Source organism: Sutcliffiella sp. FSL R7-0096 (genome assembly GCF_038595065.1).
Taxonomy (GTDB): Bacteria; Bacillota; Bacilli; order Bacillales; family Bacillaceae_I; genus Sutcliffiella_A.
Genome location: NZ_CP152003.1, coordinates 1,636,872 through 1,653,121 on the forward strand (window position 1 = coordinate 1,636,872; position 16,250 = coordinate 1,653,121).

The following is a 16,250-nucleotide window of genomic DNA, read 5'->3' on the forward strand; positions in this document are numbered from 1 at the left end:
TCTTTAAAATAAATAAGTATGTACCAAGAAAAGGAGGAAGGATCAAATGGCGAAGAAATTTGAGATAGCACACCTTTCAGAAGACAAGCTCGAACAGATCACTAAATATGAGCAAAAATTACGGGAGGAAATCGGGGAGGAAATTGTATTAATTGCCTATGAAGAATGTGAAAAATGACATAGGGGCAACCTACTGTCATGGGGGTGATTGAAATGGCAAAGAGAAAAGTTGCCCACGACGCAGCGAAAAACAATAATAAAACACCGAAGGAAAGCTTGCCGGATACGGAGTTTTCTGCTGAATATCAACAAGAGGATATGATACGTGGTGCGAATCGCAATTCCAAACATGGTCGACAAGGGAAGTAAAGGGGGATAAGGAATGGATAAAAATACAAAAAAGAAAAAACAGAAGCAAGCACACAAAGAGGATCATGCGATTTCACATGACAGCTTGAAAGAAGAGTTCGGTCCTGAATTCGGTGACCCTAATGCGGCGAAAGCTTTTGAAAATGCAATTGAATCCAACAACAAGAAGAACAAAAAAGACAAAAAGAAAAACTGCTAGCTGAAATCAGCTGGCAGTTTTTCTTTTTTCTGATGAGATGGGGAAGATTTCTGTTTTGTTTGTAGTCTGATTGAAGTAGACAAGAACAAAATTTTCTTCTTCCTTGATTTGTCCTTTTTCAAGGTAGAGGGACAAGTCAAAGTGGATGGTTTCGACCATAGTATGTTTATATAGTTCTTTTTCATTTAATTGCAGTTTAGTAAACGCTTCACCCATCAAATCGGGGGATTGGACGATTTGTTTATAGATGCCAGTACGTACGTCTTTATCCAGACGATCCTGCCACCATGGTTTACGGGGCTTGAACTTCTGGTGGCGCAAGTAATCATATTTCATCAAACTTTCTACAACCCCAAGAGTTGCCACATCCTCCTCTTGTAAAAAGGCATAAAGGCGTTTGTACAGATCTTCCAATTGATGACCGATTCTGGACCAGCCTTTCTTGTCCCAATAAGAACCGAAATCTTGGAAAAAATCGAATGGCGTTTCAAATACACCTGCAACCAGGTGCTCAACGGTGGCATCCATTCTATGGTCATTCCAATATTTCTCTAGAACGTCCTCCACCTGTTTGATACGGATGATGTCATCAAAACTCAATATGTTGTTGCCGAGTATCTCATATGGGGCATGGTCCATATAAATGTAATCATGCTCTTTAGAGCGGATTCTAAGCCCTGTTCCACGTAGCATTTTCAAAAAGCCAAGTTGAAGTTCTTCAGGACGCAGTGCGAATACATCATTGAATGTTTTCTTGAATGAGTGGTAATCCTCTTCCGGCAATCCTGCAATTAAGTCAAGATGTTGATCAATCTTTCCGCCATCCTTGACCATTGTCACAGTACGGGAGAGTTTCGAGAAGTTCTGCTTACGCATGACAAGTTCATTTGTCGCATCATTGGTTGATTGTACCCCGATCTCGAAGCGGAACAAGCCGGAAGGAGCTTCCTGATTTAAGAACTCGATGACTTCAGGTCGCATGATATCAGCGGTGATCTCAAACTGGAAGACGGTTCCCGGCAGGTGTTCATCAATCAGGAAACGGAACATCTCCATGGCATAACTGCGACTGATGTTGAAGGTGCGGTCCACAAACTTGATGGTCTTTGCTCCGTTGTTCATCAAGAAACGAATATCCTCTTTTACTTTTTCACGGTCAAAATAACGGACGCCTACTTCAATAGAAGATAGGCAGAACTGACAGCTAAACGGACAGCCCCTGCTCGTTTCAAAGTAGGTCACTCGTTTCCCCAGCTGTGCCATGTCTTCTTCAAAGCGGTAAGGAGAAGGGAGTTCCTTCAGATCCACTTTGTTTCGTTGAGGGGAAATCTTTTTCTCAGTGCCCTCACGGTAAGCTAAACCGCTGATGCCAGCGAAATTCCCTTCACCTTCTAGTTCTTGTAAAAGTTGTTTGAACGTAATTTCGCCTTCCCCTAGAACAATGAAATCTACGTCTGTCAGGCGGTCGAGCCACTCTGTCACGTCATAAGTCACTTCAGGGCCACCAAGGACAATCGTTAAATCAGGATTGATTTTCTTCAACATGCTCATAACTTTGATTGTCTCTTCTATGTTCCATATATAACAACTGAATCCTATGACATCAGGTTTTCTTTGGATCAAATCTGATACGATATTCATGACCGGGTCTTTGATGGTATATTCGGCTAAATCTACTTTGTACTCCGGCGCAGCATAAGCTTTCAAATAACGAATAGCAAGGTTGGTATGGATATATTTTGCATTTAAGGTTGACGCAATTATTTTCATGGTAAATCCATCATACTCCTAGTGAAAAATTCTATAACTAATACAGTTTATCATAATTTAAGGCTATTTTCGTAAACTTTGTTGCTTTGGCAAATTTTTAAAGTGACCGTTATATTCCTTACTGTCGTGCTCTTTTCCTTGCAATACTAAATATGCTACGTGCATATCTAGAGTAAGTAAGCAGTAAAAAGTCCAATTTCCGACTTTTTACTAGTGAATAGCTACAATTTTTTAGAAAAGAGCCTAATTAAAATGTGGTAGTCATGGTTTGCAGGATATTTTGTATCTCTAGCAAAACTTTCCTCTCCTTTCCATTATCAACAGGAAAGTAGTAAATATTACAAAATGATTTCTGAAATGACTTTTTTATTGCTTTAAATGTAGAAGAAAGGATTTTAGGTGGGAAACGTAGAATTTAATCCAGAGCAGAAGTGCGTTTTTATCACACTTTACAAAACGCCTTTGAAAAAGGAACCAAAGTGCGGAAATCAACAGCGGCGTTTTTCAGGAAAAAATAATTATTTTATATACGGGATGAAAAAATAAATGATAAGTGGGGGAAGGTTATGATCCAACACATGGTAAGGGAAGAGACCAAAAAGTTGGAGGTAGAGATAGAGACTCTGACAAACAAGCTTCACAAGCTTGAAAAGGAAAACAGATTTCTGCAACTTACATTTGAGCATGCCAACGATGCAATTATATTGTTCAATGAAAATATGGAATTCTTTCAGGTCAATCAGAAGGCTTGTGAGCTTTTTGAATTATCAAGGGAAGATCTATTAAAAAGAAAACTGCATGACTTTCTTGATTTGATGTCCAAAGAAGAAGTGGAGCTTCAAGAAGCACAATTAGATGAATTAGGTGAATTGAAAAATGAATTGATTGTGCGGCTAGACAATGGGACGATAAAATATGTGGAATACTCAGCAGTGCGGAACCCTGATGAGAGCGGATTGGACATATGCATCATCCGTGATATCACCACGAGGAAGAAGCTAGAGAAAGAGTCAAATAAGAGCAAGCAGATGTACCATGATGTAATAAATCGGGCGGTGGATGGCATTGTTGTATTTGATAGGGAGGGGTATTTTATAGATGTTAATCCCGCTTTTTGTTCAAACTTTGCCATGCCGAAATTAGATCTTCTCCAGTCCAAGCTTGATGATTTTGTAGAAGAAGATTTCCAATACAAGATGAAAAAAATCTGGAACCTTCTTGATAATCATGGCAGGGTGAGAGGGGAATTGCCGGTCATTCTTCACACGGGGGAACGGAAAACATTTGAAGTGACAATTACTGCGAACATCTATGATGATTATTACCTTGCCATCATGAGGGATGTGACGGAAAAACGTAATATGGAGCTTCAGCTTCAGAAGAGTGAAGAGAGATTCAGGGAGATGTTCCAGCATGCCTTGGATGCGATTGTACTGGTTGATAACAGTGGAGAAATCATGCGGGCAAACCCAGCTGCAAGCAGGGCATTTGAACTTCCATTGGATGAGCTGATTCATTCCAAGCTTCACTGTTTTGTTCCAAGGCATAATAAGAGAGTGTTTTCCATCATGAAACAGTTTGTAGCCAATGGTGAAATCAGGGAAGAGCTGGAGTTTCATATGCCGAATGGTCAGAAGAAGCTCCTTGAATTTACAGCCAATAAGGGCATCATTGACGGTTTTAATATGATTATTTTCCGTAATGTCAGTGAACGCAGGAAAATGGAAAAGGACCTGAGGGAAAGTGAACAAAAGTTCCGTAAGATATTTGATAACGCGATGGATGGTATCCTTTTGTGGGATAACAGGTGTAACATCATTGATGCAAACCCGAATGCCAGCAAAATACTGAAGCTTCCAAAAGAAGAATTGGTGGCGAACTATCTTCACTACTATTTACAGCAAGAGCAGTTACAGGATCTGCAAAACCACTGGAAGGATTGCCCGGATAGCGAAGAGCTGAGTGGCGAAGTTTGTCTCGAAGATGAGACTGGCATGCAAATTATTGAATACTCCGCTAAGAAAAATGTCATTGAAGGATTACACATGACCATCTTCCGAAATATCACAGAAAAAAGAGAGATGGAAGATCAGCTACGAAAGTCCGACACCCTTACAGTGGTGGGAGAACTTGCTGCAGGTATCGCACATGAGATAAGAAACCCGATGACAGCATTAAAAGGCTTTATTCAACTCCTGCAAAATAGCATGAATGAAGACCAGTATGCGATGTATTTCGATGTAATCACTTCTGAATTAAAAAGGATAGAATCCATCATTACCGAGTTTCTTGTATTGGCCAAACCACAGGCAATTTCCTATCAACGGAAGAGTGTCACGGTTACCATGAAAGAGACACTCGACCTGTTAAGTGCCCAGGCATCGTTGGACAATGTCCAATTCGTCACATCCATTGAAGAAGGGTTACCTGATATTTATTGTGAACCGAATCAATTAAAGCAAGTTTTTATCAATATACTAAAAAATGCAATAGAAGTGATGCCAAAAGGTGGTACAGTTTCTGTGGTGCTCTCCAAAGAGGAAGGGGAACAGGTACTCATATCCATTAGGGATGAAGGAATCGGCATACCCGAAGATAAGCTGAAGAAACTGGGTGAACCTTTCTATACCACGAAGGACCGTGGAACAGGGCTTGGGCTTATGGTAAGCTATAAGATAGTAGAAGAGCACAATGGTACCATTGAGGTGAGCAGCGAGCTAGGAAAGGGCACGACCTTTCACATAAGATTGCCTATTGGAACACCTACAGTACATTGATAAATATCTTGAAATCAGCGGGATAAGAGAGGTAACGATTATGTTTTATTATAGTAGCCTGAATACAAAAATCGGGAAAATCTTTATAATTTGCAATGAAGAGCACCTTATAAAGATTGAGTTCGATGAGGATTTTCTGAAACTGGAGTCTATTAGCCAAAGGTATGTGTTGGATTCAGATCATCCCATTTGCAAGCTTGTGACCAACCAGATGGAAGAGTACTTTCAGGGAAGGCGATCTGACTTTGATGTACCGTTCAAAATGAACGGGACGGACTTTCAGCTGGAGGTTTGGCAGGCATTAAGCAACATTTCATATGGAGAAGTGAAATGCTATCAAGACATAGCAAAAGAGATAAATAGGCCGTTGGCAGTGAGGGCTATTGGGCAGGCAAACCGCAGAAACCCTTTACCCATTGTGATTCCATGCCATCGTGTCATTGGGAAGAATAAAGCGTTGGTTGGGTATGCAGGTGATAAAATCGGTATGAAAGAAGAGCTACTAAAGCTAGAAGGTGTATTAGTATAGAAATTTGTACGGTAGATTTAAATCTACCGTATTTTTTTTTGTGTTCATATGGCTAATCTGTATCAACTCTTGTTTCGCTTCATATAATTTACTAAGACAAAAAAAGTTGCTCTAGGGCAAAACAGGAGATGATAAATATGGGGAGAGCGAACAAACTCATTTTTTACACAGAGGTATTAACAAAGTTAAATGTCATCAGTGAACAAGATAAAGAGGCCATTTTAAAAAAAGAGAAGAAAAAGGGTTGAAAAGAATCATCTAATTAGATTACAATCTAATTAGATGCTCATAAAACTAGTCTAAGGGGGTGGAAGTTCTGCAACTGGATAAACTTGTGAATTTCTATAAGGTGATGGGGGATAAGACAAGAATCAAGCTGTTGGTACTATTGGCTTCGGAGGAGGAACCTCTTAGTGGACAAGAGTTAGCAGAGAGGCTAGGTGTAAAACCACCAACTGTTTCCCATCACATATCGAAGCTGAAAGAGATAAGTGCGGTTTACGAAAGAAGAGAGAAAAATACGGTCTATTACTATTTAAATAAGAAGGCTTTGGAGATACACCATGAAGGCTTATTTCTTGTTTTAAGTAGAAGTGGCAAGGGGGAGAAAACAATGGAAGAACAGAAGGAAAGGGAGCAGATCTTGCAAAACTTTCTAACGAAAGATGGTACGTTAAAAACCATCCCAGCACAAAGGAAAAAGAAATTGATTATTTTTGAGCACATTGTGAAAGGTTTGGAGATTGGGAAAAAGTATAGTGAAAAGGAAATAAATGAGCATATCAAACAGTTTCATGGGGATTATGCGACGATTCGAAGGGAATTTATCATTAATCATTATATGTATCGGGAAGCGGGAATTTACGAATTGAATCCTAGGGAAATGTGGGCAAAATAATAAAGGATCCATTGTACACATATGTATAATGGATCCCAGTTTGTAGACAAAGCTTAAAATAATGAAATTCTCTAGTTGATCGCAGTGGAAGGAGCGAAGACTCCTGCGGGAGGAAAGGACATGGAAGACCCCGCAGGGCGTAGCCTGAGGAGGCTTCCGGACTGCCCGCGGAAAGCGAAGCTCCTGCAACGAAGATCAACTCTTCCAACAGATATCCTAACTAGTTTATAGTTTGTCAACAGTCTGAGATCCATTGTACTCATATGTATAATGGATCCTTTTGTTGTGTTAATTTTCGAATAAGGCTGGGATGGCTTCGGTGTAGTTGCCTTTGATGATTCCTTTTTCTGTTATGATGGCGGTAATCAGTTCATTTGGTGTAACATCAAACGCCGGATTGAAGACGGATATACCCTCTGGGGCAATCGATTGATCTCCAAGGTGGGTAATTTCCCTTGGATCTCTTTCTTCAATCTCAATTTCTTCGCCTGTATTTTTCGAGAGATCAAAGGTGGATAATGGAGCTGCCACATAAAAAGGGATACCAAAAGATTTTGCTAGAATCGCAAGGCTGTAGGTCCCGATTTTATTAGCCGTATCGCCGTTAGCTGTAATTCGATCTGCGCCAACAATGATGGCATTGATTCCTTTGGTTTTGATTGTATGGGCAGCCATGTTATCCGTAATTAGAGTGACATCCACACCGGATTGTTGTAGCTCCCATGCAGTTAAGCGAGCTCCTTGGAGAACAGGCCTTGTTTCACTTGCAAATACACTGATCGGGAAACTCTTTACCTTTGCAAGGTGGAAAGGAGCCAATGCAGTACCATACCTTGCTGTTGCAATAGACCCAGCATTGCATATCGTAAGGACCTTATTATTTTTTTGAAAAAGTGAAAGGGCATGTTCCCCGATAAGTCGGCAAGTGGTTTCATCTTCTAATTGAATCTGAATGGCTTCATGAACAAGATTCGTTTTCGCTTCATTTACTGAAGAGGCTTTTAAGGAAACTTCTACCAACCTGTTAATTGCCCAAAATAAATTGACTGCAGTTGGGCGCGAGGAAGCTAGGTAGTCTCGATCCTTTTTCAAAAGTGTGTGAAAATCATCAAGGCTTTCCGTCTCATAAGAATTTGCAGCAAGTGCAAGTCCGTAAGCTGCTGTTATCCCAATGGCCGGTGCACCCCTAACTTTTAAAGTGACAATCGCATCATAAACATCATAAAGGGTCTTCAGGTCAAGGAACACGGTTTCATGTGGCAGTTTCTGTTGATCTAATAAACGGATAGATGTATCCATCCATTCGACAGATAGTGGAAGGCCAGTTGTAACAGTCATAAGTCATTTAATCTCCTTTAAAACATTTTCAAATAAAGATTCTATCTCTTTCGTGTTCTTGAAATTTCCTGCCTCCAAGACTAGTAATCTTCCAAGCTCCAGCGACTTTTGCTTGATTAGAATACGCTTGGCGAAAGGTTGGACGGTGTCGAGGTCTGCTACATGGGCCAATCCGATGGTGCGTCTGATAACTTCACATCCTGCAAAACCGATCGCCTCCGCATAAACTTTTTTTAGTACATAATCCAGATACCCTGGAGTTGTGGTGAACTGCTCCACGCTGGACGTTTTCCACAGGTCGGAGAAAATAGAGGTGAAAGTCTCCCAAACTTGGTGTAGATGAGCCGTAATATCGCCTCTCTCTTCGTCTGTTCTAGTGATGGCTTGCAGTAAAATGTTCGCAAAGAATTGACCAACATCAAAGCCGATAGGTCCAAAATAAGCAAACTCCGGATCAATTACCTTAGTATCGATTTCGTTGGCGAAAATGCTTCCGGTATGAAGGTCTCCATGAAGAAGCGCTTCCCCATTCGTTAGAAATTTGAATTTCAGTTTCGCGACTTCAAGTTTCAGGGTTTCATCCTTCCAAATTTCTTCCACTGCACCTAGAAGTTCCGGCTCATAACTGTTTGTCTCACTATCAAAGAAAGGATCTGTGAACACAAGGTCTTCAGTAATCTTACAAAGTTCCGGGTTGGAAAATTGCTGTTGCAGAGTCTTTTTTTCCTGTTGGTTCAAACCGAAATCTGAAGTATAGAATAACGTTTTAGCCAAGTATTCCCCAATGTGTTTGGAAATGAGGGGATAGTCCTTGCCATGAATAAAACCGTTTCTTGCGATGTCTAGATGCGAAAGGTCTTCCATGATCGTAATGGCCAATGCTTCGTTTGTATAATACACTTTCGGAACAAGGTTAGGGACAAGTGTCGCAGCATTCTTCAAGTAGTTCCCTTCGATTGTGGCACGATGCAAGGTGAGAGGCCAGCTTTCTCCAACAACTTTGGCATAAGGTAGTGCCTGTTTGATAATAATCCCTGTATTGTTTTCATCTCTGATATGAAAAACAAGGTTCAAGTTCCCATCACCTATCTCTTGACAGTGAAGAAGTGCTCCTTCCTTGAAAAATTCAAGGTCCTTTGCCAACGACACGGCTGTAGCTTCAGTTAATGGTTCATAGTTTGTAGTTGCAGTAATCGTCATATTTTTTACCCCCGAGTCATCATTTATCGTAAAATTTAGATCGGGGCGTTTATTTCAAAAATAAAAGCCCCTTTCCATAAGAAAGAGGCTTGAAGCATCAACTTCTCCCCTCTTATCTGCCAGAAGTCACTTCTGCTGGAATTAGCACCGTGCCTTATGAACGATTACGTTCGGCGTCAATTAAATGTAACGCCCTGTCTCACAACAGTATTACGGTCGGTTGCTGGGTTTCATCGGGCCAAATCCCTCCACCTGCTCTTGATAAGAGATCGCAACAATATATATTGCGAATGTATTTAATTGTGTGAAAATTATTGCTTGTTGAAAATAATAACAAGGTGTTTAGATGGATGTCAACCATTTTTTTAAAAAGGCTTTTTCTCAATTTGTTGCTTTTTATTAGCAAAAGTCTGCAAATGGACTTTGTAGCGTTTCTTAATCTGTATATGCATGTAGTATTACAGCAGGGAAAAGAGCACGACAATAAGGAATATTATTGTTGGTTAAAATATACAAAAAGCAACAAAGTTACGAGAAAAGGCTTTAACAAACAGGAATCTGATTATTTTGAAGAATTAAGTTGAATTGTATGAATTGTTTGGTTAAAACCTTGAAAAAATGATGGGCACCTGCTATTATTAAACTATTATTTTTGTTCGTGAATATGGAAAGTCAGAAACAAGTTTTCGTCTTGAAATGTTTGAAAGAGCAAGAATAGTAATATTTACGTGGGTAAACCACAAGGAGGAACAAACATGTTACAAGGTAAAGTAAAATGGTTCAACGCAGAAAAAGGTTTTGGATTCATCGAAGTTGAAGGTCAAGACGACGTATTCGTACACTTCTCCGCAATCCAAGGCGAAGGTTTCAAAACTCTAGAAGAAGGTCAAGAAGTTTCTTTCGAAATCGTTGAAGGTGCTCGTGGACCTCAAGCTGCTAACGTTACAAAATAATGCTAGCCAAATAGAAAAGGACTCCATCCCGGAGTCCTTTTTGTTTTGAAAGAATAAGAGAATTTTATAATACAGATGATTTCCGTTCCAGGCGCTTCGCTTCCCTGCGGGCGGTCCGTGAGCCTCCTCACAACGCTTCAGGGTTCTAACCTGTCCCTTCCTCCCGCGGGCGTCTGCGCGCCTTCCACTCCAATCAACATAATGACTTCATTTACTTAAGGCTGTGTAAAAAAAACTCTAACTGAGCTATTTGAAAAAGTTCTAACATTACGTTTTGTAATTTTCAGCTATGGATTGGAGCTAATGGCGAAGACTCCAGCACCGTCCCGCGGAAAGGAACAGCGGTGTATTATTAAACCGCTAAATTAATAGTATTGTGGTCTTCTATCTTCAAAGATCGGGATTCTTTTCCTTACTTCCTCCACTTTAGCCAAATCAATTTCAGCAGTAATAATCTCTTCTCTTTCTCCTGCTTCTGCCAAAACTTCCCCCCAAGGATCAATAATCATGGAGTGTCCTGCAAAAGCATTCTTCGGATCTGCGCCTGAACGGTTACAAGCGATTACATAACACTGGTTCTCAATGGCCCGGGCGATAAGAAGGGTACGCCAATGGTCAACCCTTGCCAAAGGCCATTCTGCAACAACAAAGATTGCTTTTGCATCTTTTGTAGTATGGGCACGGATCCACTCAGGAAACCGTATATCATAGCAAATGAAGCCAGCACATGTTTCTCCGTCAAGCTCAAACATTCCATCTGTCTTTCCTGGCTGGAGGAAGTGATGCTCGTCCATCAATCGAAAAAGGTGCAATTTGCTATATTCTCCGGCAACTTCTCCATCTTTGTTGACCGTAATCATCGTGTTATAAATCCCTTTGTTTGTTTTTTTGGCGACAGAACCACCCACAATGTGAGCGTTCAGCTCTTTTGCCGCAGATTTAAGGAACTTGGTTGTAACAAAACCGCCAGAATCTGCAATCTTATCAAGGCGTCCGAGATCATAGCCTGTAGACCAAAGTTCAGGTAATACGATGATATCAGGTCGATCATTGCCTGCCACTGTCAACAGTTCACAAGCTTTTTCTATATTTGCTTCGGGATCTCCGAAGGCTATATCAAATTGAATACAAGCTATTTTCCATTTCATAAGTTTATCCCCCCGTTGAAAAAATACTTTACAAGTTGAATCTAACAATATATGATTTGTGACTAGGATTTCAAGAATTTTCTAAGTAGGTGAAAAAGGTGAAACACTTTCAACAATCTGAATTATTAAATACACTGCCTAAACAGTTCTTTGCATCATTGGTTGAAAAAGTGGGGAAAGTGGTCGCACAAGGTCATGATGTGATCAATCTAGGACAAGGAAACCCGGATCAGCCCACACCTGAACATATTGTAAGCTCGTTACAGGATGCAGTTGAAAAACCAGATCATCATAAATATTCCCCATTTCGGGGGCATCAATTTCTCAAAGAAGCTATTGCCACTTTCTATAAAAGGGAATACGATGTGGACATAAATCCAGATACTGAAGTAGCCATACTCTTTGGTGGCAAGGCTGGACTAGTGGAAATTCCCCAGTGTTTATTGAATGAAGGGGATACCGTCCTTGTCCCAGACCCGGGCTATCCAGATTATTGGTCTGGAGTGGCATTGGCCAAAGCTAAAATGGAATATATGCCATTAAAAGAAGTATATCATTTTTTACCAAACTATGAAGATATCAATTCAGAAGTCTTGGAAGCTGCTAAGCTCATGTTCCTCAATTATCCCAATAATCCGACAGGAGCTGTGGCGAATTCAGCATTTTTTAAGGAAACTGTAAAACTTGCAAATGAACACGATATTTGCGTTGTACATGACTTTGCCTATGGTGCCATCGGTTTTGATGGAAAAAAACCACTTAGCTTCATGCAGACCCCAGGTGCGAAGGATGTCGGAATTGAAATCTATACTTTGTCGAAAACTTTTAATATGGCTGGATGGCGTGTAGGGTTTGCAGTGGGGAATGAAAGTGTGATCAAAGCTATCAATCTTTTGCAGGATCATATGTATGTTAGTATTTTTGGCGCGATCCAAGAGGCAGCTGCCACAGCATTGTTAGATAAACAAACATGTGTCCAGGAGCTTGTAGATTTGTATGAGGATAGAAGGAATGTCCTTATTCAAGGGTTGCGGGAAATTGGATGGGAAGTAAAGGCACCGAAAGGATCCTTTTTTGCATGGTTAAAAGTTCCTGAAGGGTATACTTCCAAGGAGTTTGCAGACAAGCTTCTTGAGGAAGCACATGTTGTCGTAGCGCCTGGTATAGGCTTTGGATCCTTTGGCGAAGGCTATGTACGCGTCGGTTTATTAACCAGTACGGAAAGGTTGCAAGAAGCAGTTCAACGAATCAGAGAGTTGAAGATTTTCTGAATAGTCTGTTGACATAAAGGCAGAATGATGGCATAATCTCAACTAGAATTCAGTTAAATTACTAGCTGTTGATTGAGCAAATGGCGAAGACTCCAGTGGGGGAATAGCGACAATGTTGAGACCCCGCAGGCGAAAACGAGGAGGCTCAAGGTCGCCCCACGGAAAGCGAAGCCATATGAGGAAATTAACAGCGGTGAATAATAAATTTATATTATCCAATCTTATCAAGAGCAGGTGGAGGGACTGGCCCGATGAAACCCGGCAACCGACTTAATTTTATTAAGCACGGTGCTAAATCTTGCAGCATGAAGCTGATAGATAAGAGGACGTTAGATAGACGAACCTCTTCTTATCGAAGAGGTTTTTTGTTTTTTTAAGATCGATGGAAAGGGTGTACATAATGTCAGAAATTCTAGCAACCTATCTGGTTCATGATCATAAAGGGAATCTTGAAAAAAAAGCGGAAGGTATCGCACTCGGACTTACAATCGGGTCCTGGACTGACCTCCCACAACTTGAACAGGAGCAGCTGAAAAAGCATAAAGGCAGAGTGGTAAGCGTCAAAAAGCTTTCGTCAAGTGACAGGGTGGATGCTTATTTGGGGAACACCATAACACGCGGCATCATCCAAATTGCGTATCCTAGTTTCAATTACAGCAACGACCTTCCAGCCATTTTAACCACTGTATTCGGCAAGCTTTCGCTTGATGGGGAGATAAAGTTAATCGATCTTGAGTTCAGTAATGACTTGAAGCGGGCATATCCTGGACCGAAATTTGGAATCGAGGGGCTTCGCACCACTACAGGCGTTCATAATAGACCATTCGTCATGAGCATTTTCAAAGGGGTGATCGGCAGGGACCTTGCTTATCTTACTGATCAGTTGAAGGAGCAGGCTCTCGGGGGAGTGGATTTCATCAAGGATGACGAAATATTGTTTGAAAACGAACTTACCCCTTTTGAAAAAAGGATTACCGAAGGCAGAAGAATCTTAGAGGAAGTGAAAGAGGAGACAGGTCATCGTGCAAGATATGCGGTAAACCTGACAGGCCGTTCGTTAGAGCTTAAGGATAAAGCAAAAAGGGCTGTAGAATTAGGTGCTGATTTTCTGCTATTTAATGTTTTTGCTTATGGGCTTGATACACTTCAAAGTTTGGCAGAAGACAAGGAAGTATCCATTCCGATCATGGCACATCCGGCGGTTAGCGGAGCGGTGACCCCGTCAGAATTTTATGGCATTTCCAATGAATTACTGTTAGGTAAACTTTTACGCTATGCAGGAGCTGACTTTTCCTTATTTCCGTCACCTTATGGAAGTGTAGCGTTGCCGAAGGAACAAGCGCTCGGAATCCGGGATGCCCTGACGGTAGCTGACAATCAGTTGAAAACGACTTTGCCTGTACCATCAGCTGGGATACACCCAGGACTCGTACCGCTACTTTATCAGGATTTTGGGAACGATGCGGTCATCAACGCAGGAGGAGGGGTCCACGGACATGAGCTTGGTGGGGCAGCCGGAGCAAAAGCTTTCCGTCAGGCAGTAGATGCGGTGAAGGCTGGGGAATCGCTGACAGTTTACGCCCAAAAGCACCCTGAGCTTGAGGTTGCCATTAAGCAATGGGGAAGTGTGGAGGTTACATCATGACAGTCAATAAGCAGATGATTTTTTGTGACTTTGATGGAACCATCACCAATAGTGACAATATCATTGCCATCATGAAGAAATACGCCCCAGAAGAATGGGACGAAATTAAAAACCAGGTACTATCCCAAGAAATCTCCATCAAGGAAGGGGTTGGGAAGATGTTTGCCCTTCTTCCTTCTGAGAAAAAAGAGGCTATTACGGAATATATATTAGCTTACGCTGAGATACGGGATGGCTTCAAAGAGTTTGTGGCATTTACAAAAGAAGAGGGAATTCCATTCTATATTGTTTCTGGTGGTATTGATTTCTTTGTGAAACCACTTTTAGAAGGGTTGGTAGATGAAACGAACATCTATTGTAATCACTCCGATTTTTCTGGAGAAACAATAAACATCCTCTGGCCGCATTCGTGTGATGAGGACTGTAACAACGAATGTGGGTGCTGCAAGCCCTCCATTATCAGAAAGCTTGCCGAATCCGACACCGAAAAAATAGTGATTGGCGATTCCATTACTGATTTAGAAGCGGCAAAGCTTGCTGACCAAGTAATTGCGAGGGACTTTCTGATTAAAAAGTGTGAGGAGCACTCCATCGACTTTTCACCGTTCGAAACGTTTTATGATGTGATGGACATTCTGAAAAAACGGGAGGTGACTGCATGAGTCAGTTTTTAAAGAAATGGACCGAACTTTCTGAGGTTAAGGAAGAATTGGCTTTGCGTGATTGGTTTTTTGGCACAAGTGGAAACCTTTCCATCAAAGTGTCAGATACACCGCTTCAATTCTTGGTTTCTTCAAGCGGCAAGGACAAGAGAAAGATAACTTCAGAAGATTTCCTGCTTGTGGATGAATTGGGAAAAGCTGTCGAAAGCACTGTGTTGAAGCCTTCAGCAGAGACATTACTACACCTCGAAGTTTACCGGAAGACAAAAGCTGGTTGTTCCTTGCATGTCCATACTGTAGATAATAATGTCATATCTGAGTTATATGGTGATCACGGCGAGATTGTTTTCAAAGGACAAGAAATCATTAAAGCCTTCGGCATCTGGGAGGAAGATGCAGAAGTAAGGATACCAATCATAAGAAACAATGCGGATATCCCAGCATTGGCAAATGAATTTTCTCAATTTATAGATGGAGATGCTGGAGCTGTCCTTATCAGGAATCATGGAATCACCGTTTGGGGGAAAACAGCCTTTGAAGCGAAAAAATACCTAGAGGCCTGGGAGTTTCTATTCTCCTATCATTTGAAATTATTAAGTGTAAAAAATTTGGTCCAACCAAAAATATCTATTTAAATCTTATATAGAAAGTAAGTTCAAAGGTTTCCCTAGCTGTTGATTGGAGGAACGGGCGAAGACTCCGGCGGGAGGTAACGGTAGCTTGAGACCCCACAGCGGAGCGAGGAGGCTCGAGCACACGCCCCGCGGAAAGCGAAGCCCGGTACGGAAATCAACAGCGGAGTTTAATAATGATATAAAATAAGGAGGAATTTAACATGGCAGAAATCAGATTACACGAAACAGATGAAAGAATCAGTGGGAAAGAAAAGGTGGAAAGCTTCCTAAATGATAATGAAGTAATCTACGAAAACTGGGACATTGCGAAACTCCCTCAACACTTGCAGGAAAACTTTTCTTTAACAGATGAAAACAAAGAAGAAATCCTAACAGTTTTCAAAGATGAGATTGCTGCGATTTCCTTAAAAAGAGGGTACAAGGCACAAGATGTTATCTCTTTATCTGATACAACACCTAACTTGGAGCAACTTCTTCAAAACTTCAATAAAGAGCACCATCATACAGATGATGAAGTTCGATTCATTGTCAGTGGCCATGGTATATTCGTTATTCAAGGAAAGGATGGCTCTTTCTTTGATGTAGAATTGGAGCCTGGCGATTTAATCTCTGTCCCGCCAAATGTCCGCCACTACTTCACCTTAATGGAGGATCGTAAAGTAGTCGCAGTTCGAATCTTCGTAACCACAGAAGGTTGGGTACCGATTTATGAAAAAGAAGAAGTGAATAACTAATAAAAAAACAGATGACCTTGCGTTGGCAGCAGGGTCATCTGTTTTTACTTTTCATGACTACTTTATCTGTCTGGAGGGAATATAATGGTATTAAAACAGAGATAGATTAAGGAGGAAGGCAC

The 16,250-nt window shown here is 41.1% G+C and carries 16 protein-coding genes and 2 riboswitches; of the genes, 12 read left to right on the forward strand and 4 right to left on the reverse strand.

Features of this window, described 5'->3' with window-relative positions:
- Positions 1-46: 46 nt before the first annotated feature.
- The 3 genes from MKY77_RS08340 to MKY77_RS08350 are packed head-to-tail and all read left to right on the forward strand — an operon-like array spanning position 47 to position 568.
- Positions 47-178, forward strand: a complete 132-nt coding sequence (locus MKY77_RS08340; RefSeq protein ID WP_339149757.1) for a hypothetical protein — start codon at positions 47-49, stop codon at positions 176-178.
- Positions 179-213: 35 nt separating this feature from the next.
- Positions 214-369, forward strand: coding sequence for a hypothetical protein (locus MKY77_RS08345; RefSeq protein ID WP_339149758.1), 156 nt, complete (start codon positions 214-216; stop codon positions 367-369).
- 13 nt (positions 370-382) lie between these two features.
- A complete protein-coding gene (locus MKY77_RS08350) occupies positions 383-568 on the forward strand; it encodes a hypothetical protein (RefSeq protein ID WP_339149759.1) in 186 nt (61 codons plus the stop codon).
- Between the two features lie 6 nt (positions 569-574).
- Here MKY77_RS08350 and MKY77_RS08355 read toward each other — a convergent pair whose 3' ends face one another.
- Positions 575-2,338, reverse strand: coding sequence for a B12-binding domain-containing radical SAM protein (locus MKY77_RS08355; protein ID WP_339149760.1), 1,764 nt, complete (start codon positions 2,336-2,338; stop codon positions 575-577).
- Between the two features lie 566 nt (positions 2,339-2,904).
- Here MKY77_RS08355 and MKY77_RS08360 point away from each other — a divergent pair.
- The 3 genes from MKY77_RS08360 to MKY77_RS08370 all read left to right on the forward strand — a co-directional run bounded on the left by MKY77_RS08360 (position 2,905) and on the right by MKY77_RS08370 (position 6,542).
- Positions 2,905-5,115: a PAS domain S-box protein gene (locus MKY77_RS08360; RefSeq protein ID WP_339149761.1), complete on the forward strand. Its 2,211-nt coding sequence runs from the start codon at positions 2,905-2,907 to the stop codon at positions 5,113-5,115.
- A gap of 40 nt (positions 5,116-5,155) precedes the next feature.
- Positions 5,156-5,644, forward strand: a complete 489-nt coding sequence (locus MKY77_RS08365) for a methylated-DNA--[protein]-cysteine S-methyltransferase (protein WP_339149762.1) — start codon at positions 5,156-5,158, stop codon at positions 5,642-5,644.
- 316 nt (positions 5,645-5,960) lie between these two features.
- Positions 5,961-6,542, forward strand: a complete 582-nt coding sequence (locus MKY77_RS08370) for a metalloregulator ArsR/SmtB family transcription factor (RefSeq protein WP_339149995.1) — start codon at positions 5,961-5,963, stop codon at positions 6,540-6,542.
- A 288-nt stretch (positions 6,543-6,830) separates the two neighbouring features.
- On the opposite strand, the gene mtnA is transcribed toward MKY77_RS08370, so the two are convergent.
- Together mtnA and mtnK are read right to left on the reverse strand one after the other, a co-directional pair.
- Entirely contained in the window at positions 6,831-7,880 is a 1,050-nt protein-coding gene (gene mtnA, locus MKY77_RS08375) for an S-methyl-5-thioribose-1-phosphate isomerase (RefSeq protein WP_339149763.1), read from the reverse strand.
- A gap of 3 nt (positions 7,881-7,883) precedes the next feature.
- Complete coding sequence (gene mtnK, locus MKY77_RS08380) at positions 7,884-9,080, reverse strand: S-methyl-5-thioribose kinase (RefSeq protein ID WP_339149764.1); 1,197 nt, start codon at positions 9,078-9,080, stop codon at positions 7,884-7,886.
- Between the two features lie 109 nt (positions 9,081-9,189).
- Positions 9,190-9,348, reverse strand: a riboswitch (SAM riboswitch).
- Positions 9,349-9,835: 487 nt separating this feature from the next.
- Here mtnK and cspD point away from each other — a divergent pair.
- The gene (cspD, locus tag MKY77_RS08385; protein WP_010192350.1) at positions 9,836-10,033 is read left to right on the forward strand and encodes a cold-shock protein CspD; all 198 of its coding nucleotides are present in this window, start codon (positions 9,836-9,838) and stop codon (positions 10,031-10,033) included.
- Between the two features lie 365 nt (positions 10,034-10,398).
- Here cspD and MKY77_RS08390 read toward each other — a convergent pair whose 3' ends face one another.
- Positions 10,399-11,181 (reverse strand): carbon-nitrogen family hydrolase, encoded by a 783-nt coding sequence (locus tag MKY77_RS08390; RefSeq protein ID WP_339149765.1) that lies wholly within the window; start codon positions 11,179-11,181, stop codon positions 10,399-10,401.
- A gap of 98 nt (positions 11,182-11,279) precedes the next feature.
- Between MKY77_RS08390 and MKY77_RS08395 the strand changes: the two genes are divergently transcribed.
- The 5 genes from MKY77_RS08395 to MKY77_RS08415 all read left to right on the forward strand — a co-directional run bounded on the left by MKY77_RS08395 (position 11,280) and on the right by MKY77_RS08415 (position 16,128).
- A complete protein-coding gene (locus MKY77_RS08395; RefSeq protein ID WP_339149766.1) occupies positions 11,280-12,452 on the forward strand; it encodes a pyridoxal phosphate-dependent aminotransferase in 1,173 nt (390 codons plus the stop codon).
- 218 nt (positions 12,453-12,670) lie between these two features.
- Positions 12,671-12,777: riboswitch (SAM riboswitch) on the forward strand.
- A gap of 75 nt (positions 12,778-12,852) precedes the next feature.
- The gene (mtnW, locus tag MKY77_RS08400; RefSeq protein WP_339145396.1) at positions 12,853-14,097 is read left to right on the forward strand and encodes a 2,3-diketo-5-methylthiopentyl-1-phosphate enolase; all 1,245 of its coding nucleotides are present in this window, start codon (positions 12,853-12,855) and stop codon (positions 14,095-14,097) included.
- Complete coding sequence (locus MKY77_RS08405; RefSeq protein ID WP_339145397.1) at positions 14,094-14,759, forward strand: 2-hydroxy-3-keto-5-methylthiopentenyl-1-phosphate phosphatase; 666 nt, start codon at positions 14,094-14,096, stop codon at positions 14,757-14,759. The genes mtnW and MKY77_RS08405 overlap by 4 nt, the downstream gene beginning before the upstream one ends.
- A complete protein-coding gene (locus tag MKY77_RS08410) occupies positions 14,756-15,394 on the forward strand; it encodes a methylthioribulose 1-phosphate dehydratase (protein WP_339145398.1) in 639 nt (212 codons plus the stop codon). The genes MKY77_RS08405 and MKY77_RS08410 overlap by 4 nt, the downstream gene beginning before the upstream one ends.
- A gap of 200 nt (positions 15,395-15,594) precedes the next feature.
- Positions 15,595-16,128 (forward strand): cupin domain-containing protein, encoded by a 534-nt coding sequence (locus MKY77_RS08415; RefSeq protein ID WP_339145399.1) that lies wholly within the window; start codon positions 15,595-15,597, stop codon positions 16,126-16,128.
- The last annotated feature ends 122 nt before the right edge of the window (positions 16,129-16,250 follow it).